At 37.3% G+C, this 20,715-nt stretch carries 29 protein-coding genes; 1 reads left to right on the forward strand and 28 read right to left on the reverse strand.

Annotated features, from left to right (window positions below; genetic code table 11):
- From HMPREF2764_RS04835 to HMPREF2764_RS04870, 7 genes are all read right to left on the reverse strand, one after another.
- The coding region (locus HMPREF2764_RS04835) for a pneumococcal-type histidine triad protein (protein WP_148129360.1) at positions 1-1,228 on the reverse strand (1,228 nt) is incomplete at its 3' end.
- Between the two features lie 7 nt (positions 1,229-1,235).
- Positions 1,236-2,153, reverse strand: a complete 918-nt coding sequence (adcAII, locus tag HMPREF2764_RS04840) for a zinc-binding lipoprotein AdcAII (RefSeq protein ID WP_070527631.1) — start codon at positions 2,151-2,153, stop codon at positions 1,236-1,238.
- A 296-nt stretch (positions 2,154-2,449) separates the two neighbouring features.
- Positions 2,450-3,841, reverse strand: coding sequence for an APC family permease (locus tag HMPREF2764_RS04850; RefSeq protein ID WP_070527634.1), 1,392 nt, complete (start codon positions 3,839-3,841; stop codon positions 2,450-2,452).
- A 122-nt stretch (positions 3,842-3,963) separates the two neighbouring features.
- Positions 3,964-4,530: a thiol-disulfide oxidoreductase-associated lipoprotein SdbB gene (sdbB, locus tag HMPREF2764_RS04855; protein WP_070527637.1), complete on the reverse strand. Its 567-nt coding sequence runs from the start codon at positions 4,528-4,530 to the stop codon at positions 3,964-3,966.
- Positions 4,531-4,541: 11 nt separating this feature from the next.
- Positions 4,542-5,249 carry a thiol-disulfide oxidoreductase-associated membrane protein CcdA2 gene (gene ccdA2, locus HMPREF2764_RS04860; RefSeq protein ID WP_045606863.1) on the reverse strand — a complete coding sequence of 236 codons (708 nt, stop codon included), beginning with the start codon at positions 5,247-5,249 and terminating at the stop codon, positions 4,542-4,544.
- A gap of 212 nt (positions 5,250-5,461) precedes the next feature.
- Positions 5,462-5,737, reverse strand: coding sequence for an HU family DNA-binding protein (locus tag HMPREF2764_RS04865; protein WP_001284640.1), 276 nt, complete (start codon positions 5,735-5,737; stop codon positions 5,462-5,464).
- 107 nt (positions 5,738-5,844) lie between these two features.
- Positions 5,845-6,684: a DegV family protein gene (locus tag HMPREF2764_RS04870; protein WP_070527640.1), complete on the reverse strand. Its 840-nt coding sequence runs from the start codon at positions 6,682-6,684 to the stop codon at positions 5,845-5,847.
- Between the two features lie 140 nt (positions 6,685-6,824).
- Between HMPREF2764_RS04870 and HMPREF2764_RS04875 the strand changes: the two genes are divergently transcribed.
- Positions 6,825-7,673, forward strand: coding sequence for a YitT family protein (locus HMPREF2764_RS04875; RefSeq protein ID WP_070527641.1), 849 nt, complete (start codon positions 6,825-6,827; stop codon positions 7,671-7,673).
- A gap of 87 nt (positions 7,674-7,760) precedes the next feature.
- On the opposite strand, the gene HMPREF2764_RS04880 is transcribed toward HMPREF2764_RS04875, so the two are convergent.
- The 21 genes from HMPREF2764_RS04880 to HMPREF2764_RS04970 all read right to left on the reverse strand — a co-directional run.
- Complete coding sequence (locus tag HMPREF2764_RS04880) at positions 7,761-8,678, reverse strand: bifunctional riboflavin kinase/FAD synthetase (protein ID WP_000587433.1); 918 nt, start codon at positions 8,676-8,678, stop codon at positions 7,761-7,763.
- Positions 8,679-8,932: 254 nt separating this feature from the next.
- The gene (locus HMPREF2764_RS04885) at positions 8,933-9,793 is read right to left on the reverse strand and encodes a methionyl aminopeptidase (RefSeq protein ID WP_000631541.1); all 861 of its coding nucleotides are present in this window, start codon (positions 9,791-9,793) and stop codon (positions 8,933-8,935) included.
- 15 nt (positions 9,794-9,808) lie between these two features.
- Positions 9,809-11,086, reverse strand: a complete 1,278-nt coding sequence (spxR, locus tag HMPREF2764_RS04890; protein WP_000033834.1) for a CBS-HotDog domain-containing transcription factor SpxR — start codon at positions 11,084-11,086, stop codon at positions 9,809-9,811.
- The gene (locus HMPREF2764_RS04895) at positions 11,079-11,630 is read right to left on the reverse strand and encodes a GNAT family N-acetyltransferase (RefSeq protein ID WP_020902836.1); all 552 of its coding nucleotides are present in this window, start codon (positions 11,628-11,630) and stop codon (positions 11,079-11,081) included. The genes spxR and HMPREF2764_RS04895 overlap by 8 nt, the downstream gene beginning before the upstream one ends.
- 15 nt (positions 11,631-11,645) lie before the next feature.
- Positions 11,646-12,905: a UDP-N-acetylglucosamine 1-carboxyvinyltransferase gene (locus HMPREF2764_RS04900; RefSeq protein WP_020902835.1), complete on the reverse strand. Its 1,260-nt coding sequence runs from the start codon at positions 12,903-12,905 to the stop codon at positions 11,646-11,648.
- Positions 12,906-13,433: 528 nt separating this feature from the next.
- A complete protein-coding gene (locus tag HMPREF2764_RS04905; protein WP_070527642.1) occupies positions 13,434-13,619 on the reverse strand; it encodes a hypothetical protein in 186 nt (61 codons plus the stop codon).
- A gap of 44 nt (positions 13,620-13,663) precedes the next feature.
- Complete coding sequence (locus tag HMPREF2764_RS04910; RefSeq protein WP_070527643.1) at positions 13,664-14,002, reverse strand: hypothetical protein; 339 nt, start codon at positions 14,000-14,002, stop codon at positions 13,664-13,666.
- Positions 13,989-14,411: a DUF1492 domain-containing protein gene (locus HMPREF2764_RS04915; RefSeq protein ID WP_070527647.1), complete on the reverse strand. Its 423-nt coding sequence runs from the start codon at positions 14,409-14,411 to the stop codon at positions 13,989-13,991. Before HMPREF2764_RS04915 ends, HMPREF2764_RS04910 begins: the two co-directional genes overlap by 14 nt.
- Positions 14,412-15,143: 732 nt before the next feature.
- Positions 15,144-15,392, reverse strand: coding sequence for a hypothetical protein (locus HMPREF2764_RS04920; protein WP_070527652.1), 249 nt, complete (start codon positions 15,390-15,392; stop codon positions 15,144-15,146).
- Entirely contained in the window at positions 15,379-15,720 is a 342-nt protein-coding gene (locus tag HMPREF2764_RS04925) for a replication protein (protein ID WP_070527654.1), read from the reverse strand. Before HMPREF2764_RS04925 ends, HMPREF2764_RS04920 begins: the two co-directional genes overlap by 14 nt.
- A 50-nt stretch (positions 15,721-15,770) precedes the next feature.
- Positions 15,771-16,037: a hypothetical protein gene (locus HMPREF2764_RS04930; protein WP_042900694.1), complete on the reverse strand. Its 267-nt coding sequence runs from the start codon at positions 16,035-16,037 to the stop codon at positions 15,771-15,773.
- 63 nt (positions 16,038-16,100) lie between these two features.
- Positions 16,101-16,340, reverse strand: coding sequence for a hypothetical protein (locus tag HMPREF2764_RS04935; RefSeq protein WP_070527655.1), 240 nt, complete (start codon positions 16,338-16,340; stop codon positions 16,101-16,103).
- The gene (locus HMPREF2764_RS04940; RefSeq protein WP_261673652.1) at positions 16,340-16,939 is read right to left on the reverse strand and encodes a coiled-coil domain-containing protein; all 600 of its coding nucleotides are present in this window, start codon (positions 16,937-16,939) and stop codon (positions 16,340-16,342) included. The genes HMPREF2764_RS04935 and HMPREF2764_RS04940 overlap by 1 nt, the downstream gene beginning before the upstream one ends.
- 83 nt (positions 16,940-17,022) lie before the next feature.
- Positions 17,023-17,181 (reverse strand): DUF2292 domain-containing protein, encoded by a 159-nt coding sequence (locus HMPREF2764_RS09655; protein ID WP_083306595.1) that lies wholly within the window; start codon positions 17,179-17,181, stop codon positions 17,023-17,025.
- 14 nt (positions 17,182-17,195) lie between these two features.
- Positions 17,196-17,369: a sporulation protein Cse60 gene (locus HMPREF2764_RS10005; protein WP_148129353.1), complete on the reverse strand. Its 174-nt coding sequence runs from the start codon at positions 17,367-17,369 to the stop codon at positions 17,196-17,198.
- Between the two features lie 100 nt (positions 17,370-17,469).
- A complete protein-coding gene (locus HMPREF2764_RS04945; RefSeq protein ID WP_070527657.1) occupies positions 17,470-17,727 on the reverse strand; it encodes a hypothetical protein in 258 nt (85 codons plus the stop codon).
- Positions 17,728-17,913: 186 nt separating this feature from the next.
- Positions 17,914-19,524 carry a phage resistance protein gene (locus HMPREF2764_RS04950; RefSeq protein ID WP_070527658.1) on the reverse strand — a complete coding sequence of 537 codons (1,611 nt, stop codon included), beginning with the start codon at positions 19,522-19,524 and terminating at the stop codon, positions 17,914-17,916.
- Positions 19,514-20,032 (reverse strand): hypothetical protein, encoded by a 519-nt coding sequence (locus HMPREF2764_RS04955; RefSeq protein ID WP_070527661.1) that lies wholly within the window; start codon positions 20,030-20,032, stop codon positions 19,514-19,516. Before HMPREF2764_RS04955 ends, HMPREF2764_RS04950 begins: the two co-directional genes overlap by 11 nt.
- A gap of 8 nt (positions 20,033-20,040) precedes the next feature.
- Positions 20,041-20,307, reverse strand: a complete 267-nt coding sequence (locus HMPREF2764_RS04960) for a hypothetical protein (protein WP_070527663.1) — start codon at positions 20,305-20,307, stop codon at positions 20,041-20,043.
- A 13-nt stretch (positions 20,308-20,320) separates the two neighbouring features.
- Positions 20,321-20,524 carry a hypothetical protein gene (locus HMPREF2764_RS04965; protein WP_070527666.1) on the reverse strand — a complete coding sequence of 68 codons (204 nt, stop codon included), beginning with the start codon at positions 20,522-20,524 and terminating at the stop codon, positions 20,321-20,323.
- Between the two features lies 1 nt (position 20,525).
- Positions 20,526-20,715 (reverse strand): hypothetical protein (locus HMPREF2764_RS04970; protein ID WP_261673653.1); only part of this gene is annotated, 190 nt, incomplete at its 5' end.

A 20,715-nucleotide genomic window follows, 5' to 3' on the forward strand; every position in this document is an offset into this window, starting at 1 on the left:
AAGCGTCACCTGTATCTTCAATCACATCTGTCGGACTAAAGACATACCCATCATCCGTTGTATAAGCTCCTCCAGTTCCTCGATTCGGTGCCGGCGTATTGAGATTAAAGTTTGGTTTAATGGTTGAACTTGGTGTTGAACTTGTTCTCTCAGGACTGCTTGGTTTCGTATTATTAGAATGACTTTGAACTGGCTGACCTCCAATTGGTAGATTTCGAGCCAATTTTTCTTCCAAAGCAGACATTTGCGAATAAGGAATGAAATGGAAATGATCTCCGTGAGGAACTGCCACACCATTGGCAGTACGTTTTGTAATCTGTGCTGGGTCAAATACTAATCCATCAGACTCCACATGACGTTGGCTAAGTGGCAAAGCGTACAATTCTTGGAGGAGACTATCCAAATCCTCATTTTGACTCTCAGGAGCTGCTGCAGGATTTTGAGGAGACTCATATTGACTTGTTCTCACACTAGATCTTGTTTCAGCTCTGCTTGAACGATATTCAACTGTACTTAATTGATCACCTTTTCCAGATAAGAAGGCTTGGGCAGCAGCTAATTCGCTGGCAGACAAATCACTCTTCGGAATATAGTGGAAGTGATTGCCATGAGGAACGATATAGGCATCACCCGTATCCTCAATGATATCAGAGGCATTAAAGATATAACCATCATCCGTTGTATAGCGTCCTTGAGCTCTGGCTGCAACTACTGCCTGATCATTAGAAGCACCCCCGTGATTACTACTATGTTCCTGCTTCTGACGTTTAATCTCTTCTTTTGTACGAATATTGTCCGCATGGGCGGCATCCTTGAGGTAAACATAGTATTTCCCGTCTACCTTAATCACATAACCACCCTTGATTTCATTGACAATGTCTGAATCCTTCAACTGATAATTCGGATCTTTCATCAGCAGTTCTTCACTGATGATAGCGTCAAAAGGAACCTTGCCATTATAGTAATGATAATGATCTCCATGAGAGGTCACATAACCTTGATCCGTAATCTTGATAACAATTTGTTCGGCGTTGATTCCCTCTCTCTTACTGACTTCATCTGGTGTCAAGTTCTCTGCTTTTTGACCAGCCTGATCACCATCTATATAAGCTACTCGATTAGAATCTTTCTTAACTTGACCAGCTTGGTAACGACCAAGTTCATAGGAACAAACACTTAGGGCAAGAACTGCCACTGAACCCGCTACATATTTTTTATTGATTTTCATTCTTTCCTCATTTCAATTCTTCTGCTAAAACACTCATATTTTCTTCAAGATTTTCGAGATAAGTCTTGTCATTTTGTGGGTCTGCCTCTAAAGGATTCAGAGTTTTAAGCCCCACACCTGTTGATTTGACAAGAGTTTCAGCTACTTTTGAAGAAGCATTACTTTCTGTAAAAATCGTCTTAACCTTATAGGTCTTAACAAATTCCTGAATTTCTGTTAGTTGTCTTGGACTTGGTTCCTGTTCAGGAGAGATACCAGCGATTCCAAGTTGATTGAGTCCAAATCGCTTCGCTAGATAAGAAAAGGCTGTATGTTGTGTTACAAAGGTTTTCTGACTCGCTTTTTCAAATCTAGGCTGGAATTTCTTAGTCAATTCTTGAGCTTTTTTGATAAAGGCTTGCGCATTTTTCTGATAAGTCTCTTTATGCTCACTATCAACCTCTGAAAGTTTATCAGCAATAATTTGGGCTTCTTCTCCAGCTTTTTCAGGATCTAGCCAAGTATGAGGATCATAGAGCGTTTTTTCATCAACTCCATCCCCTGCTTCCACATCTTCTAGCCCTGGGACGCGGTCTAAAGTCATTCCCTCTGAAGCCTCTAAAACCTTCACTTTAGATTTTTTTAGATTGGGATCCAGACTTCCTGCCCAAGATTCAAGCGTATGCGAATGGTAAACAAAGACATCTGCATCATAGATGGCCGCGATGTCATTTGCCGAAGGTTCAAAGGAGTGAATTCCACTACTTGACTGAATCATTCGAACATCATTCAAATCACCAGATACTTCCTTGACCATAGCATAGATAGGATAAAAACTAGTTACAATTTTCATCCCTTTCCCTGTCTGACTTTCCTTCTGCCCACAAGCACCTAAACACAAAAGAAAGATACTTAACAATACTAAAAATAAACTTTTTTTCTTCATAGATAACTCCTTAACTATTTAATTAACTGGTAAACATTCTACTCCTAAAAATTTAATCTGTCAAGCTATTTTTAGAAAAAAATTGAAATTTCTTTCACATATAAAAATCTGCTGAGTTTGAACAACTCAACAGATTCTCACTTTATATACTCAATGAAAATCAAAGAGCAAATTAGGAAGCTAGCCGCAGGCTGCTCAAAACACTGTTTTGAGGTTGTAGATGAAACTGACGAAGTCAGTAACCATACATACGGCAAGGCGAAGCTGACGTGGTTTGAAGAGATTTTCGAAGAGTATTATTCTTCTATGGTAGAATGCTTATAGCCATAAGTAAAGTAAATGATACTTCCTACTAACAATGCAACTAGGAAAGCAATCCAGGTTTCCATATTATACTGCAACATAAAGGATAGACAAATGATGATTGATAAAATTGGTAACAGAGGTACCAATGGTGTTTTAAATTCTCCAGCTTTGGGCATCCCCTTTTCTCTCCGTAAGCGAATCAGGCCGTAAGCTAGCATAATCAAGTAGGCTAGGGTACAAATATTTAAGAAGGCTGCGATACTAGCAAGAGGGAACATTCCTGCTGCTACTGCTGAAGCTAGACCAGTCAAGATAGTAGCATTTTTTGGTACCTTGCTTGTTTTGGTCAGTTCTTTAAAGGTAGCAGGCATCAAGCCGTCACGCGCTAAACTGTAAATCATACGAGATAGGGCATAAGTCATCGAGATACAAACCGTAATCAAGGTCAAGATAGCCACCAATGACACATAATTAGCTGCCCAACTAATCCCAACGCTGCGAAGGGCAAAGGCAACGGCATCGTCGACATTTAGATGACTATAGTGAACCACACCAGTCAAAACAAGCGTCACCAAGGCATAAAGAATGGTTACGATAGAAAGCGATAAGACAATCCCCCTAGGAATATTTTTTTGAGGAGTCTTGACTTCATCTACAGCCATAGAGATGGATTCAAAGCCCAAAAAACCAAAGAACATCAAGGACGCACCAGCCATAATACCAGTACTAGCGCCATAGATTTGTCCAAAACCATAGGGGGCAAAATTACTCCAGTTATCAAGTTTGATATGCCAGATTCCTACTAAAACAAAGAGAGCTAAAGCGGAAAATTTCAGAATAACTAGAATAGAATTAAAGCGTAAGGCGGCTTTCGCATTAAGTAGAACAAGCGAGGTCACCAAGACCAAGACAAGAATAGGTAATAAATCAACAAACGTCCCTGCTTGAGGATTAAAGGTACCATTTAAAGCCTGAGGAAGGGCTATCCCGTATTGAGAGAGAAGCCCTTTAAAATACGCTGCCCAACCAGAAGCCACACCCGATATGGCTGTCATGAACTCCATCATGGTTAACCAACCTGCCAACCAGGCTGGGAATTCTCCTAAGATGGCATAGAGATAGCTATAGGCACCACCTGTAGCGGGTACTCGTGAAGCAAATTCTGCAAAAAAGAGGGCTGATAATCCCACACACAAGGCAGAAATGACGATTGAAATCACTAGCGCTGGACCCGCTAGAGTTGCGGCTGCAGTACCTGTTATAGTAAAGACACCCGTCCCTACCATGGCTCCGATACCTAACAAAATCAAATCCCATAACTTCAAATGCCTGTGCATCTCCGTTTTATCCAAACTAACATTCTTTGTTCTAAATATATTCATCTTTGACTCCAAAATAAAATGATGATTCTATTTTACCATAAATATAGGATATTTGTGAATATTTATAAAATAATTTTCTAAAAAAATCTGACTACTCTCTTGTAATCAGATTTTTATCTATTCTAGTTCATTTCTTTAAAGGCTGCTTCTGCATCCGCATTGCTGATAACACCAAATTGTATCTTTCCAATCTTTCCTTGACTGTCAATCAGGTATTCTGTAGGAATGCTTCGAATTTGATAAGCTTGGAATGTGGTTGCTTTTGTGTCATAAAGAACTGGGATATCCTTATAACCTTGATCTTGGAACCATTGTGGGAATTGCTCGACAGTTTTTTCACCTTGAATTCCTGGTGCAATGACACTAAGAATTTCAAAATCACGATCTGGTTTCGCCGCTAATTCCATCAACTCAGGCATACTTTTCTTACATGGACCACACCATGAAGCCCAAAACTTTAAGTAGACTTTTTTTCCCTTATAATCAGATAACTTAACTTCTTTACCATCCATAGATTGCAAGGTGAAGTCTGGCGCATCTTTTCCAACAGCAATTTGTTGTACAGTCGTTTGTTGCTGTTGTTTTGGGGATTGTTGTGGAGCTTGAGTCTTTTTAGTCTCTTCCTCACCACAGGCTACCAATACGACTAATGACAAGAGGCTTAAGCCAGCAAACATTACTTTTTTCATCTTTTTCTCCTTTATTCAAAAATTCCAGCTAGAACATTTACTTGTCCTAATAATAACAAAATTCCCATTAAAATAATGAGGAAACCACCAATTTTCTTCAGTAGCATCATATGACGTTTAATTTTACTAAAATAAGGCATTACTACACCTGAAGCTAGAGCCAAAAGCAAGAAAGGAATTGCCATCCCCAGAGTGTAAATCAAGGTATAGATAGCTCCTTGCCAAGCGCCATTTCCTCCAGAAGCCGCAAGCGCTAAAACAGAACTCAAAACAGGACCAATACAAGGCGTCCAACCAAAGCTAAAAGTAATACCGAGTAAAAAGGCTGACCAATAACGATTTGCTTCTGATTTCTTAAAAGTAAAGCTTTTTTGAACCTCTAATTTCTTAAAATGAAAAATTTCCATCTGGTGAAGGCCTAAAATGATAATAATTGTTCCCATGGTATAGCGAAACCAATTGGCATAGAGAATATTACCAAAGTAACCAGCACCAAAGCCTAAAATAAAGAAAATGAGAGAGATACCTGCGATAAAGCAAAGAGTTCGAATCAAGCCAGACCAGGCAACTTTTCTACCAAATAAAGAAAAGCTTTTTGCACTTTCCTGATCATCCAGCAAAATTCCAGTATAAACAGGTAACAGAGGAAAAATGCAAGGGGAAAAGAAGGACAAGATCCCTGCTAAAAAAACGGAGATTGAAAATACTATCGTTTCCAATAAAAAACCAACTTTCTTAATAATTCTAATCCTATTTTACTATAATCAATTTCATTTGTATGATTTCTGCTACGCAATTTGAATTAGTCTGTATTTGAAAGATTTTCCGGTACTAGTTCATTCAGATTCTGCCTCAAAAATGCCCCAAAACCAAAAGAAAAGCCTGTCACACAAGCTCAAATGCTTGATATGATAGGCTTTTTGAAGGTTGATTATTTAACAGCGTCTTTAAGAGCTTTACCAGCTTTGAATGCTGGAACTTTAGAAGCTGCAATTTTGATTTCTTTACCAGTTTGTGGGTTGCGACCTTTACGTGCAGCACGCTCACGAACTTCAAAGTTACCAAAACCGATCAATTGAACTTTTTCACCAGCTGCAAGGTACTCAGTTACTGCTGCGAATACAGCTTCAACTGCTGCCGCTGAGTCTTTCTTAGTCAATTCTGTAGCTTCTGCTACTTTAGCGATCAAATCTTGTTTGTTTGCCATGTTAATGATTCCTCCAATTTAATTTCTAATTAACAAATATAATCATATCCTAAAATCCCTTTTAGGTCAAGTTAAAAACGCTATTTCTTCCCATTTTATTTATTTTTTTAAGAGTGGTAACGTACTAAAATAGCCCAAGCATTCTCACCCGTGTGAGTTTGAATAATAGAGCCCGTTTCCAAAACTGAAATAGGCTTTTCAACATAAGCTTGTAAGCTTTCTTTCATCTCTTTTGCCCAATCAGCACTACCAGAATATGAAATTCCAATCTCTGCTACAGAACGTTCAGAGAGCGATGTTATCAACTCATCTAACCATTTTTTAAAGGTTTTAGCTCCACGACCTTTAACGATTGGCTGCAACTCATGGTCTTTCATCTGCATGACAACACGTATATTGAGAAGTGAGCTCAACAATCCAGTTACACGGCCAATTCGTCCACCTTTTACTAAATTTTCCAAAGTTGAAACGCCAATATAGAGTTCTGTGTGGTTTTTAACCTCTTCTACATGAGATAAGATTTCCTCCAACTCCTTGCCTTCTTGCGCTAATTTTGCAGCCTCAACAACTTGGAATTTCAAGGCTTGGTCAGTGAAGGAACTATCAATAACTGTCACATCGGCAGTAGATAAGCTAGCACCTTGACGTGCCGCTTCTACAGTACCAGAAAGGGCATGAGACATATGAATAGCAAGAATCTGGCTACCATCCTTGCATAGGTCTTCAAAAACTTCAGCAAAGACACCTACAGGTGGCTGACTTGTTTTCGGAAGATTCTTACTTGCTTGCATCAACTGAAGAAATTTACCTTCTTCTTTCAAATCCGCATCAGAATAAACAACGTTATCAATCATTACAGATAAAGGAACAACAGTGATATCTAATTGTTTTACTAGTTCAGGTTCAATAGTAACAGATGAATCGGTTACAATCTTAATTTTTGTCATAGTATCAATCTTTCTATTTTAGGATTCAGATTGGTTTTCTTACTTTTAATTATATCAAAAAAAGATTAAAAATCCTAATGGAGTCATTCAAATTTTCCTTAAAAATTTGATATAATCTACTTATAAGAAAAGAGGTCCCTATGATTAAAAAAATTTATCCCATTTTAACCATTTTACTAGGTGCTGCTATCTATGCTTTTGGTCTAACTTATTTTGTAGTTCCTCATCATCTCTTTGAGGGTGGGGCGACAGGCATTACCCTCATCACCTTTTATCTTTTTAAAATCCCTGTTTCTCTCATGAACCTGCTGATTAATATTCCCCTTTTCATCCTAGCTTGGAAGATTTTTGGAGCAAAGTCCCTCTATTCTAGTTTGCTAGGAACCGTAGCCTTGTCCGCCTGGTTGGCCTTTTTTGAACGTATTCCCCTTCATATTGATCTTCAAGGTGATTTACTAATCACTGCCCTTATAGCTGGGATTCTATTGGGAATTGGTCTTGGAATTATCTTTAATGCTGGAGGTACAACTGGTGGTACTGATATTGTAGCTCGTATTCTCAACAAGTACACTCATATATCAATGGGAAAACTGCTCTTTATCTTAGATTTTTGTATTCTCATGCTCATTCTCCTAATCTTCAAGGACTTGAGATTGGTTTCCTACACGCTCTTATTTGATTTTATCGTTTCGCGTGTCATTGATTTGATTGGCGAAGGTGGCTACGCAGGTAAAGGATTTATGATTATTACCAAACGTCCTGACCAACTTGCTAAGGCGATTAATGATGACCTAGGTAGAGGCGTTACTTTCATCTCAGGTCAAGGTTATTATAGTCAAGAAGATTTAAAAATCATTTACTGTATTGTCGGAAGAAATGAAATTGTGAAAATGAAGGAAATGATTCATCGAATTGATCCTCAAGCCTTTATAACTATTACAGAAGCTCACGAAATCCTTGGAGAAGGATTTACCTTTGAAAAAGAATAAAAAGAGGTCTTGTAGTGACCTCAAAAGTTAGACTACATCATCTATCTTTTGGGTTACAGACAACCTCTTTTTTAATTACCCAAACTCTTAAGACCAATTTCGAGCTACTTCTTCATCAGCCTTTAACTGATCCACTAATTGGTCAACTGAGTCAAATTTGGTCATATCTCGAATACGATCAAGCCAATAAACCATGACGGTTTCCCCATAAATATCTTGATTAAAATCAAAAATATTGACTTCAAAACGTGCTTCTTCTCCATCAAAGGTCACATTTTTTCCAACACTAGCCATAGCGCGATACTTCTGTCTTTGAATTTCAACATCAACAACATAAACACCATCTGCTGGCATATAAGTACGGTCTAAAAGTACCAAATTAGCTGTTGGATAACCAATCGTACGACCACGAGCGTTACCATGAACCACCATACCTCTGGATGGAAGCGGTGCCCCCAAAAGTTCTCCTGCTTCTTTCACATTGCCATCTAAAATAGCTTGACGGATACGAGTTGAACTAATCTTTCCTTTCTCATCTTCTACAGGTGGGACAATGATAACCTCTCCATCAAAGTAATTCTTTAAATCTTCTGCCGTTTTTTTGTCAGAACCAAATGTATAATCAAAACCTGCAACAATAATTTTGGCATTCATAGCCTTGATATAAGTCGCAAAAAATTCTTCTGCTGTGAGACTAGCAAATTTGCTACTAAAATCAAGGAGATACAATTCTTCTACACCTTCACGCTTTAATTTTCTCTCACGTTCAGCAGGGTTCAAAATATGCAAAAACAAATCCGGATGATAAGGCTCTAAAGCAATCTTTGGAGATTCATTAAAGGTCATAACTACGATAGGCAATAAATCCTTTCTCGCAGCCTTATTGGCAACACGAAATAGTTCTTGATGTCCCTTATGTATACCATCAAAATAGCCGAGAACAACGACCGAATCGGATGGTGTGCCAATATCTTTTTGATTTTTTATAGGAATAGTAATAATCATAAAATAATTATATCATAGTGATAGCTATTTCTAAACCAGAAAATCTGAAATGTCGTTTTTTTAAGCTGAAGTGTAGCATTTTAGAAGAATTTTGTTTTTAAAATCAACATAACGTACAAGAGATTGACGTAAGGATCTTGAAATCAGAAAAACGCATCACATCAGCCCTTAAAACTTGATACAATGCGCTTTATTATGAAAAGTTCTAGTAAATTCTTTATAAAATCAACTTCCAGCAGCCTTTTCACTTTTTATTAATAAGTTCCTTCTTCACCTTGGCTAGTCAAGATAACAGGACCATCTTTTGTAATCACGAATTGGTGTTCATATTGACAAGATAGGCCACCGTCAATGGTCTTATGCGCCCAACCGGTCTTCATATCTGTATCAATTTCCCAGTCACCTGTATTGATCATTGGTTCAATAGTCAAGACCATTCCTTCACGAAGACGGAGTCCACGACCAGCAACACCATAGTTAGGAACCATTGGTTCTTCATGCATAGTTGGGCCAACACCATGACCAACCAAATCACGCACTACACCGTAACCACGACTTTCAGCGTATTCTTGAATGGCTGCACCAATATCACCGATACGATTCCCAATGACGGCTTGCTCAATACCCTTGTACATAGCTTCTTTGGTTACATCCATCAAGTTTTTCACTTCTTCGGACGGTGTACCAACAGCATAAGCCCAACAAGAGTCTGCTAGGCCACCAGAATAGCTCTGAGTGTATTTTTTCATTTGCTCAACATTGTTGAAGTTTAATTTTGAGACATTCAGGTCAGATTTAGCAATTGGACCTCCCAAAACCATATCAACTTTGAGCAAATCACCATCTTTCAAGATATAGTGACGAGGGAAAGCATGAGCCACTTCATCATTAAGAGAGCAACAGGTAGCATAAGGATAGTCCATCATGGCACCGTCAACTCCAATCTGAAGCGGAAGGAAATTTTCTTCCTTACAACGACGGCGAACGTATTCTTCAACTTCCCACATATCTACGCCAGGCTTAATCAAATCACGCAAGCCAATATGGATACTTGCTAAAAAATCACCGGCCTTATCCATAGCTTCGATTTCACGAGCTGATTTTAATGTTATCATTTTTTCTCCTAGTTTCTAATTAATTTTAACGGTTATATTAGCTTTTGAAACAATCTGATGACCATGATAAATATCGTAGTCAATAATAGCTGATCGTCTAGTATGATGGATAATGCGTGCTTGAATGCGCAGTATATCATCAATCTGAACAGCCTGCAAAAAGTAGATTAGCATCTGCTCAATAATAAGATTACGACCACTATTAACAACTAAATCTTGGGTCATGTGGGTCAGAATTTCTGCCAATACACCATTAGCCAAAACTCCGTTTTTCTCAAGCATAAAGGGTTCCACTGTAATGACTACTTCATCATGGTGGTAAGAAAGTTTTTGACCAATCTGCTCAGAAAAAGTTGGTAGAGCCGAAACTTGGGAACGACTCATCTTCTCCATGACATCTCGTCGTGTCACAACTCCAAGCAAGGTTTGATTATTCCGAACAACCGGTACCATTTCAAAGTCTTCTGCAATCATCCGTTGACTCACATTGGCAATATTTGTCGATAATCCAACCAAAAATAGACTACGAGACATGACCTTATCAATTGTGGTACTTGGTGACTTATCACCCGCATCTCTCATAGTAACAACCCCAACAACGACCTGATGTTGATTAATAACAGGGAAACGACTGCTACGATTCTTACGTACCAAGTCCAAATAATCTTTAACAGTGTCAGTCTCTCTCAAAAAACCATACTCATGACTTGGGCGATAAAGTTTCTCAACTGTCAGAATATCAGTCTTGATTTGTACATTTGACAGGGCTTTATTTATCATGGTCGCAATGGTAAAAGTGTCATTCTTACTTCTCAGAACTGGAATTCCTTTTTGATTGGCCAGTTTAAGCACATCATCATGAACCTGAAATCCACCTGTAACCAGAACTGCATTTTCATTTTCCAGCGCTAGTAATTGGATACGCGTACGATCTCCGACAATCAGGAGCCCACCATCGTGAAGGTAGGACAAGATATTTTGTTCAGTCATGGCACCGATTGAAAATTTACTAAATTCTCTCTCTAAACCTTCTTGCCCAGCCAAAACCTCAGAAGAAGTCACTTCTGCAATTTCAGCAAATGTTAATCTTTCGATAGCAACTTTCTGAGATTTAACACGAATAGTACCACTTCTTGGTCGAGTCTCTACTATTCCACGATTTTCCGCTTCCTTGATAGCGCGATAGGCCGTTCCATCACTTACTCCTAGATGGTTGGAAATGCTTCGAACACTGACCCTTTTACCAACCGGTAATTCTTCCAAATAACTTAGAATTTCTTGGTGTTTACTCATTAATTTCTCCCTTTACAAAGCGAAACTCAAGATAATCACGCATTTTCCTCGTATAGCGATCACTTCCTTTAAACTGACGAATCAAGCGAAATCCAGCCTTAAGAGCAACTCGTTGACTGGCTTCATTTTCGAGATGGGTTATAATAGATAATTGTTTTAAACCAAATTCCTCAAAAGAAAGCTGACAAAGTTTTTTAACAACTTCTGTCATAAAACCTTGAGACCATGAATCTCTTCTTAAAAAATAACCAAGTTCTGCTTCTTTTTTAATTTCATCTAGCTTTTCAAACTTAATTGAACCAATCATTTTTTCAGTTTTCTTGTCACAAATAGCCCATACACCTAAAGGAACCTTCATAAAATAATTGGCCAGTGCATATTGACTCTCTTCCAAACTAGCTTGACTTGGAAAAATGAATTGTAAATTTTCTGGATTTGAAGCTATCTCATGGAAGTCCTGACTATCACTAAAAAAGAAAGGACGCAAATACAAGCGATCCGTTTCAAAAAAAGAAAACATTGCTAATTTGGTCCAAATATTCATAAACACCTCTACGGTTTATTCTTCAACAAGTGTAATATCCGCTCCTAGATTACGTAATTTTTCAATAATATCTGAATAACCACGTAAGATGAACTCAATATTTGTAATTTCAGTTTTGCCTTCAGCCATTAAACCAGCAATGACAAGTGCGGCCCCAGCTCTAAGGTCAGTAGCTTTTACATTTGCACCACGCAAAACACGTCCACCAGTATATAAAATATGGTCGTTTGTAGTCGTAATATCTGCGTCCATCTTTGCTAGTTCAAAAACATGGTTTACTCGTTTTTCATAAATGGTATCAATAATGGTACCACGCCCCTCTGCTGTTAATAGAAGAGGAGTAATTGGTTGTTGCAAGTCAGTAGCAAAACCAGGATAAGGAGCTGTCTTAATATTGATTGCTTTCAAATTAGACTGTTCTTCGACAAAAATACTGTCCTCCGATACAGTCATTCTCACTCCCATTTCTTCCAACTTAGCGATGAATCCTTCTAAGTGTTCATAAAGAACATTATTAATACGAATTCCCTTACCGACTGCAGCAGCTAAAGAAATATATGTTCCTGCTTCAATACGGTCTGGAATCACCTGATGACGGGTTCCGTGTAATCTGTCAACACCATCAATAATGATAATATTGGTTCCAGCACCACGGATATGAGCACCCATATTATTTAAGAGAGTGGCAACATCAATAATCTCAGGTTCTCGGGCTGCATTTTCAATAATAGTACGACCATTTGCTTTAACCGCAGCAATCATCGTATTAATCGTCGCACCGACACTAACCGTATCCATGTAAATACTTGCGCCGTGAAGTCCTGTATCTTTAGCAGATAACTTCATGTTATCACCCTCGTAGCTAACAGTAGCTCCCATAGCTTCAAAAGCCTTAAGATGTAGATCAATAGGGCGAGGTCCCAAATCACATCCACCAGGTAAACCAACAGTAGCTTCACCAAAGCGACCTAAAAGACTTCCATAAAAATAATAAGATGCACGAAGACTATTGATTTTCCCATAAGGCATTGGAATATTTTGAACACCTCTTGGATCAATCTCTAACACATCGTCATAACGCTTAACAGTAGCCCCCATTAACTCCATAATTTCGACAAGACTAGCAACATCGGAAATATCTGGAACACAATCCAAAGTCACCACATCATCTGCCAAAATAATAGCTGGAATCAAAGCTACTACACTATTTTTTGCGCCACTAATGGTAATCTCACCTTGCAGAGGCAAGCCACCATTGATAACAATTTTTCTCATTTTAAATTTTTAATACTCTTTCAAAATTTCTAAAAAGGTCCTGCATTAAAGTATATCATAAATTCACCCTTTTTTCCATCATTTTCAATTATATTAGCTGAATCGGATTTATTAGTAAATGAGCTGTCTTGAAATGTTTTGCCCCCTAAATACAAAAATAGCCCTTCGGATAAAATCCGAGGGGCTAAAAACGTTGTTAAATCAACGGTCGAACTTTTGAATTTCAAGGTTCGGGATAAAATAGTTCACTGAACTATTTTATTTTTTAAGGTTATCTTCCTATTGTTAGATACTAAAAAACAGGCATAAGCCTGCTCTAAATCTAACTTGATTTTCTCAAAAACTATTAAATTCAAATAAGTTGAGAAAACATAAAGGGTAACAAAAAGGAACTTAAAACGATGAGTTCAGCAGGCAAGAAACTAGCACGGTCAAACGTGCTTTTTTTATTGCTAATAGGTTCATTATATCACGTAGAAAATAAATAATATCAAAAAGCACTTAGATTTCTCTAGGTGCTTTGGTATTTTATATTGCGTAGTCATATCCTAGATTTTCTTTTATTTGTTCGAACATTTCTAAAATATGACCAGGGGTGTTATCTTTGAATAAAAATCTAGGAGTTGTATCATCTGGAAAGCTAGTTTTTATCCACGGATATATTTCTGTATAGAACTGCATCATTTCTTTACTAGGCAACGCCATTACTTCCATGATAATACCTCCTTAACTTTAACCTCATTATAAACTTTCCTAGACTATTTTTCAACCACTAAAACACCGTCACGATAGCTTTTAGCAAAGTCTAGCAGTATCTCAGCTTTGAGACGTTCATACTCAGCCCTATCAATGTCTAGTGTCTCGTATAATTGCCATAGCTTTAATCTCTCTCCAGTTCGCCTTGTAAAGAGATTGGCGAATATCTCACGTCGTAAATCGTCCAGATTGTCCCTGTAAGCCTCAATCATGCTTACTATCTCCACCGCTTTGGCTTCAAACGCTCCATCTTGACCGTCTAGGCTCAATTTAACCAGTGAATGATAGCTTTTCAGAAATCTGTAGATCTGCTTTGTTGTCTCTTCTTTATCGATTTGCATTTTTCACCTTGGCCAAGTTCTCAATGGCTTTTTTCTTAATTCTGTAAATTTGAATCTTACTAAAATCTAACTCCTTACAAACCTTAGCCATAGGTAGGTTATTCAAATACAACATTGTCAAAATCAAATTTTCAACTACATCATCTAACTGATTAATCATGTTCAAAACTTCAAATCGTTCATCCATAATAGCTTGCATTTGCTCCACTATCTCATCTTTAAGTTCCAAGGCTTCCAGTATCTTCTCCTCGGTAGTATTGGTTTTGCTAGTTTTTACCCTTGTCGTGAATTGATTGGATCCAGATAATAGTCCATTGTCTAAACTCTGGTACTTTAGTTGCAATCTCTGGATAAGTTCGTTTCCTTTCTTTACTCTTTTTAGTTGTGCCTCTATTTCTTTAATGGTCAAGTTGATACTCCTTCATGGTATAATTAGTTTAAAGAGTAGTGAGGTAGAGATGATAGTGTCGCTACGCAACTTCATAGTATGAGATGACGGGACAGGCACACCGTCCACTACTCCTGAGCGCTTAGATTGTTCTAGGTGCTTTTTTCATTGTATCTGCGTTCGCTCTTGATTCAAGTCCATTCTACGTACCATTTGATAAGCGATTAAGAGACGTTTTTATCTCACTTATTTCCTTGTTATTCTGCAAGCAATTAAGGCAAGTTATTTCTTTGCTTATCTGCTTATCATTTGGTAAGCAACAAATCCAAAATAACAGACTTTTAAATTACTCTTATCTCCCTGTCATTTGTTAGGAAAATAAGGGGAGTTATTTTAGTTCTTATCTTCCTATCATTTTGTAAGGAGAAAATCCAAATTAACGAAGCTAATAAGTCTCCTTATCTCCTTACAGTTTTTCAGGGAGTAAAATCAAAATAAGTGATGTTATTTCCTGTCTTATTTCCTTATCGTTTGACAAGGAGAAAAACGAAAATAAGGAGCTTTTAAATTCGTCTTAACTCCCTATCGTTTTGTAAGCAATTTAGAAGGCTTATTGTCGTCCTTATCTGCTTGTCATTCTGCAAGGAGTAAATCCGAAATAAGAGGGGGAAAAACTCCGCTTACCTGCTTGTCATTTCTCAGGGAATTAAGGAGGGTTTTTATTGCTCTTATCTGCTTGATAAATGATAAGCTCTAATCATCACAAAAACCTATATTATCCCAGAATATCCGCAATCCTTTTGTATTTTTAATTCGTGAAATATCTTTTTCTGCTTCTTCTTTTGTCAGATAGACTTCTATAATATCTTTGGGATTTTTTCCACCTATCCTATATCTTACCTCAAAATGTCCAGTATCAATCTGCGTTAAAAACACGGTATCAACTTCATCAACCACCGCTAACTTATTCAACTTATTTAAACGGTTTTTAATCGCCTTCATCTAGTATCTTCGCCTCTAATATTTCTAATTGCTCCACTACCTCAACCATTTCAACTGCCTTATAAGCCATGTTTAGAATGCTTTGGGCGCTTTGTTGTCTCGCATACGGGCTTATTGTCTTATCAAGCATGATTTCCCTCAATACGGTTACAGCTTCAACACTCGCATTCTGTAACAGCGTAGTAGACTCCTTGAGTTGTTCGCTACGTCTTTCACGGTAAACCCTCTTAAAAGTTACATCGTTCAAATAATTGTAAGCTGTCCTTCTGGTTATTCCACTTAATTCACTGGCTTTTTTTACATTCCCAGTCATGAGATAATTAGCCATAAATATTTCTTTTTTTCTGCTTAATTCTGTCAAATACTGTTCACCTCGCTTTATTGCTCTAATTCTGGAAACTCACTTATCCCAGTCATTTCCCTAAGTTCATCCATACGTTTTTTTGATTTCTTATAGTCTGCTAGCTTAATATCTTTAAATGGTGTTTTAATAAAATCATCCATATCTATCTTTATTTCATCTTGCTGAAAAGCAAATCTTAAACAATCCACATATAAAGATATACATTCATCGGTTGTTGCATATTCCGTCTTTCCAGCATACTCTTCTAACTTTTCTAGTCTTGCTTTTAAACTTCTAACCATTCCCCTACCTCGTGTGTAATTCTGTCTGATTTATGTAAAAAAAGGGGATTGCTCCCCTCCACATCACAAACCTAACAAACCACGTTTTTCCTTGCCCAGTAGTTTATCATACAAGGCTTTATCTTTCTCATATAGTTCATGTCTACGCTTGTAGCCCATAGCCTTAAACTCTTCAAGGGTTACAGCTTCCTCTTCGTAAGATTTTGAAATACTTTCTACGTTCTTGGCAAGCCCCTGCAGTATGTCAGCTTGTCTCTTCTCTTCTTCGATTTCTTGAAATAGTTGTTTATGTTCATCTTTCATTATTGTTCTCCCTCAAAATAGTTAATACGATTCACAAAATACGCCAAATCATCACTCGGATCTAAATAGCGGTATTGACTTCCCATATAACCAGCTACACCACTGTAAATGTAAGGCTTACTTACTCCACTATATTCTGGTGACGTATTCAAGCGGTCAAATAGCTCTTCGATACCTGTTTCTCTTACCTCATCCGCCAATCTCTTAGCAGTATTTTTGTAGTTTTCGTTATAATTCGCAATCAATTCCAAAAGCTCAATAGATTTCTGCTTAATTTCTTGGCGCTGACGTTTCACTGTTTCATCTTGTTCTAATGCTGTCTCTAAATAACCTTTCGCATTAATTTTTCTAGCGTCTGCTACGATTGAGTCAATTCGTTCTTTTTCAAGTTTTGTTCTTTGTGCTTTCATATCAGCAATATACTTTTCTTTTGCGTTGATAGCTTGAAAATCTTCAAAAGTTTGTAAATCCGCTTTTTTAGCTTTAATAGCTTTAACTTCTTGCTCTGATTTCTTGATTTCCTCATCAAAGCGATCAAAAATTTCTAATTGAGTCCGTACTTTGTCCATCTGGTTTTTGACTTCTTGCAATGTTGGCATTTCTTTTTCCTCCAATCTTTCCAAAAACAAAAGAGGCATAGCCAAAATAGATTACTCTACTTTATGCTATACCTCTGATTTTTTCAGTCAGTATTCTTTTTAAATATTGTTGTTTTAGATTCCACGCTGGAGACAATCTCGCCGTCTTGTATTTTAAGCGTTACACTTCCAAACTTCGGGATCTCTAACAGTTTTATTATATCATAACTTTTGAAATAAATAAAGCCTTCTTGTATCTCCATGTTTACCTCTCATGCTATTTGTATAGAACCATCACACTGGTTAGTGTATCCATATCCTCACTATTCCCCACTGTTGCTTCTGTATATTTCACGTCAATAACTTCAACGGTTGCCATAAAATCATTTACCTGGCTTTCAAAATCCTCTAGGCTTTGCTTGTATTTCTGATAAAATAGTTTAATTTTCATGTTGTTTTTCCTCTTTCTGTTTTAAGGGTGTCACTAGTAGTTACACCATTGCAAGGGGGTCGATACTATCTACCCCTTTTGTTTTCCTTTGATTGCTGATTTAAACTCCTTTCCTCAAATCTACATATTCAACTCTAAACGTGACTTCTTTTGAAGTGCACTTTCCCAATCTTATATCTGTCAATCTTAAATCAGGATTTTCTCCCAGCCATTCATTTAGGCTATCTAATGCTATTGTCAACTCTTTTGCGGTTACGAAATTCATTTTTACTCCTTTATTGTTTCCTGTCCATATGTATTTTTTACCTATGGCCAGACATGTGGCCAACCTAAACCTTAGAGCCTCAAGGGTTTTCATTCGTGGCCACAAGGGCCATAGGTTTTCTTATACCATTTTTATATTTTTTACTATCTTTATTTTTTTTACTTTTTAACCCTTAGTAAACATGTGGCCCTAGTGGACAGATAGTGCTAAACCATTGATAATACTGCACCCAAGCCGTCCACATGAACATGTGGCCAACATGTGGTCGCTATGGCCATTTTACTGTTCAAGTTCTCCAAGTTCTTCAAAAATTGAAAAATCTACTCTTAATTCTCTCTTTTCTTCTTTTATAACAAAAGTATCAAAGCGTTTTTGGTTTTCAATCACATATCCGCTTAATCGTTCCCCATTAACTCTTTTACGATCTCTTTTAACACCTATTGTCCTAAGTGCATTTCCAGCTTTTGTAGTGTTTCTTCCATAAATTTTATCGTAAAGATAATCTATGGAGGGATTGTAAGATCTTGCTACAAAATCAGTTTCTTGTAATAGATTTATCAAAGATATCTGAAAATCATCAAGTTCTTCATCGCCATTATACACTTCAACATTTTTCCAGATGAACTTCTGTTCTTGCTCATTAAAATAATCAAGACTGGATAGCAAGAAACCAATACACCCTTCAATCCTTGGAGATTTATCTGGTAGTGTAAATGCCTCCCAATATTCGGCAAAGGCTTCTTCACGCTCCAAGTCAGTTTCTCCAGATGGTCTATCTTTATACTGGATCAATACCTTGCGCCCGTTCATTTCATCTGAAAGAGATACATTTCTATTGGTATCAATACACAAAACACTAGAAAGCATAACAAGACCTTGGTTTCCTCCTACCATTCTGGCTACGTGTGTTTTCTCGGTTGCAATTACTTTTAAAACACGCTCAATCTTATCTCCAATAATATCGCCTTGCTCAGTCGCTAAGGCCATTTCCCCACCCGAAAACATAGCCCAAGCATTCAAAGCGTCAAATCCTCGTGAAACCAAGTTATCCAGTTCAACATCGATTTTGTTAAACAGTCCAGATAAGGCAATATGTCTCAATCCTTTACCAGTTCTTATTCCAGACTTGGTTATAAAGAAATTGGTTTTGTTTTTCAATCCACTGGCAACTTGTGCTATGTAGTATGTCTGTAATTGGGCATTGTGGAAACTATCAGGGTCATCAATAACGTAGTGTAAAAATTTATTGGCAATCTCTTTACTACTCTTAGCAGTTTCAAAATCAACTGGATAATACTTAAAAAATGAAATCTCGTTATTCAAAACACATCTGGTCAGAGTGTGTTTTTCCAAATCAATAATAAAATCATTACCAGCAATCTGAAATGGTTTTAGAACTCTGATTGGCTCAATATGGAAATGCTTATCAATTCCCTTTAAAATATCCAATACAAACTCTGTATCATGCTTAAATCCATAAAGACTAACCAGTCTTATATCGTCAATCTTATTTGCTTGTCGATTATTTACATCATAAAGTTGACCATTGTAGAATACATAACGCCCTAAAAGGTAATCAATCACCATCTTGGCAAAAGGTTGGAAACTGGATTCAAATTCCACTTTAATGATATCTTTATTATTCTTTTTCTTTTGCTTTATCTTAGCAGATACAAACTTTTCTTCCTTTCCATTTACATCCGTAGTATACATAATTTCGCTAGCGGAAATTATTATCTCTTCACCTTTATATTTCAGCTTGTTAAAACTGTCTAAGTGATAAATATGAGCCAACTGACGCTTGTAGTCTGCCTTTTTCTTAGAAAAACCAAAATCTGATTCAGTCCAGTTTAATCTTATGATCTCATTTAATTTGTCTCTAATATTCAAATACTACCTCCTTATAAAATATTCTTGCTACTTCTAAGAAATAGCTTGCTAGGTCTTTGCGTTTAACGATTGCAGAAAACAAATCCACTAACTGACTAAAACTATAGCCATTCACAAATAGCAAGCGGACAAAAAGTGAAGTCTCATATCTGGTATAAATGCCATTACAAATCAGGTCAAAAATCCAACCTTTTAACTCCACTCCAATCCCCTGCCGATGCTCTGCCAATTTGTTTGCCTCTAAATCTTTCAGGATTTTCAGCAAGTCAGGGCTGGCCAAAGCAATATCCAAATCTCTGACCAATTCCCAGCCCTCTACTGCCTCTTTTTCGTCTTTGATAGACACATATAAGCCTTTGTATTGAAAACCCGTCAAAGCCTCATCTATAGGCTCATAATAGGTAAATTTGTAGTGTTCCCCATTCTTCCATACTTGAGTAGGATTTGACTTGAGAAAGCCAAATAGGGGCATTTTATCAACTGATATAGTCAACTCTATTATTCTCATCACACCTCCTAATCTATTGCAAGAAAATTGTAAATATCACTCTTACGGTAATAGATTTTCTTACTGTTCTCAAAAGGCGACTGGAACGATTTTAGACCATGCTCCTGCCAATTATTTAACGTGGTTCCACTAATACCTAACTTCTCTAATACCTCAGACCTAGAAATCAAGTCCCAGTTGTCATCACGTTGCCTTTCCAGTTCCATCCTTTTAGCCAAGTGATCTCCCACTTTCTCCAGTAATTCAAGCTCTGCTTCTCTTGATAATAGTTGCATATTACACCCCTTTCTAGTTATGAATCTTACCCGCAAGCTGAATATAACGCCCATAATCAGGGCTTAAATCAGTGCTAGGTGTTTCTATCGTCTGTTGATTTTCTCGCTCAAATTGGGCGCTTTTTTTGCGGTCTCGGTGGTTTAGATAAAGCAGTAAGCCAATCAGTACCACCATAGAGATTACCGCCTGTGTATTGGTCAAATCTAATTCATTCATGTCATGCCCTCGCTTTATAGTTCTTGATGTAGTCCACTTGGTCGCTTCGTCCCATCTTCAGGAAGTCTTCCACCTCTTCGGTGCTTACTTTTCTATCTACAAAATCAGCAATAAACTGGAAGAGGTTCGGATTTCTCTCCTTGATTTCAGCCATTTGTTTATCAAATTCTGCTTGTGTCATGTTGTCTAGG

The organism is Streptococcus sp. HMSC073F11, from assembly GCF_001810785.1.
In the GTDB taxonomy this organism is placed as follows: domain Bacteria; phylum Bacillota; class Bacilli; order Lactobacillales; family Streptococcaceae; genus Streptococcus.

Coding starts and splice junctions, on each gene's coding strand:
- HMPREF2764_RS04875 (WP_070527641.1), top strand. CDS start 6,825: ATGATTAAAAAAATTTATCCCATTTTAACCATTTTACTAGGTGCTGCT.
- HMPREF2764_RS04870 (WP_070527640.1), bottom strand. CDS start 6,684: ATGACAAAAATTAAGATTGTAACCGATTCATCTGTTACTATTGAACCT.
- HMPREF2764_RS04865 (WP_001284640.1), bottom strand. CDS start 5,737: ATGGCAAACAAACAAGATTTGATCGCTAAAGTAGCAGAAGCTACAGAA.
- HMPREF2764_RS04850 (WP_070527634.1), bottom strand. CDS start 3,841: ATGAATATATTTAGAACAAAGAATGTTAGTTTGGATAAAACGGAGATG.
- HMPREF2764_RS04930 (WP_042900694.1), bottom strand. CDS start 16,037: ATGGTTAGAAGTTTAAAAGCAAGACTAGAAAAGTTAGAAGAGTATGCT.
- HMPREF2764_RS09655 (WP_083306595.1), bottom strand. CDS start 17,181: ATGGAGATACAAGAAGGCTTTATTTATTTCAAAAGTTATGATATAATA.
- HMPREF2764_RS04885 (WP_000631541.1), bottom strand. CDS start 9,793: ATGATAACATTAAAATCAGCTCGTGAAATCGAAGCTATGGATAAGGCC.
- HMPREF2764_RS04955 (WP_070527661.1), bottom strand. CDS start 20,032: ATGAGAATAATAGAGTTGACTATATCAGTTGATAAAATGCCCCTATTT.
- HMPREF2764_RS04880 (WP_000587433.1), bottom strand. CDS start 8,678: ATGATTATTACTATTCCTATAAAAAATCAAAAAGATATTGGCACACCA.
- HMPREF2764_RS04905 (WP_070527642.1), bottom strand. CDS start 13,619: ATGGAAGTAATGGCGTTGCCTAGTAAAGAAATGATGCAGTTCTATACA.
- adcAII (WP_070527631.1), bottom strand. CDS start 2,153: ATGAAGAAAAAAAGTTTATTTTTAGTATTGTTAAGTATCTTTCTTTTG.
- HMPREF2764_RS04945 (WP_070527657.1), bottom strand. CDS start 17,727: ATGAAAACCCTTGAGGCTCTAAGGTTTAGGTTGGCCACATGTCTGGCC.
- HMPREF2764_RS04925 (WP_070527654.1), bottom strand. CDS start 15,720: ATGGCTAATTATCTCATGACTGGGAATGTAAAAAAAGCCAGTGAATTA.
- HMPREF2764_RS04900 (WP_020902835.1), bottom strand. CDS start 12,905: ATGAGAAAAATTGTTATCAATGGTGGCTTGCCTCTGCAAGGTGAGATT.
- HMPREF2764_RS04935 (WP_070527655.1), bottom strand. CDS start 16,340: ATGAAAGATGAACATAAACAACTATTTCAAGAAATCGAAGAAGAGAAG.
- HMPREF2764_RS04940 (WP_261673652.1), bottom strand. CDS start 16,939: ATGCCAACATTGCAAGAAGTCAAAAACCAGATGGACAAAGTACGGACT.
- HMPREF2764_RS04910 (WP_070527643.1), bottom strand. CDS start 14,002: ATGCAAATCGATAAAGAAGAGACAACAAAGCAGATCTACAGATTTCTG.
- HMPREF2764_RS10005 (WP_148129353.1), bottom strand. CDS start 17,369: ATGAAAATTAAACTATTTTATCAGAAATACAAGCAAAGCCTAGAGGAT.
- HMPREF2764_RS04965 (WP_070527666.1), bottom strand. CDS start 20,524: ATGAATGAATTAGATTTGACCAATACACAGGCGGTAATCTCTATGGTG.
- spxR (WP_000033834.1), bottom strand. CDS start 11,086: ATGAGTAAACACCAAGAAATTCTAAGTTATTTGGAAGAATTACCGGTT.
- HMPREF2764_RS04960 (WP_070527663.1), bottom strand. CDS start 20,307: ATGCAACTATTATCAAGAGAAGCAGAGCTTGAATTACTGGAGAAAGTG.
- HMPREF2764_RS04895 (WP_020902836.1), bottom strand. CDS start 11,630: ATGAATATTTGGACCAAATTAGCAATGTTTTCTTTTTTTGAAACGGAT.
- sdbB (WP_070527637.1), bottom strand. CDS start 4,530: ATGAAAAAAGTAATGTTTGCTGGCTTAAGCCTCTTGTCATTAGTCGTA.
- HMPREF2764_RS04920 (WP_070527652.1), bottom strand. CDS start 15,392: ATGAAGGCGATTAAAAACCGTTTAAATAAGTTGAATAAGTTAGCGGTG.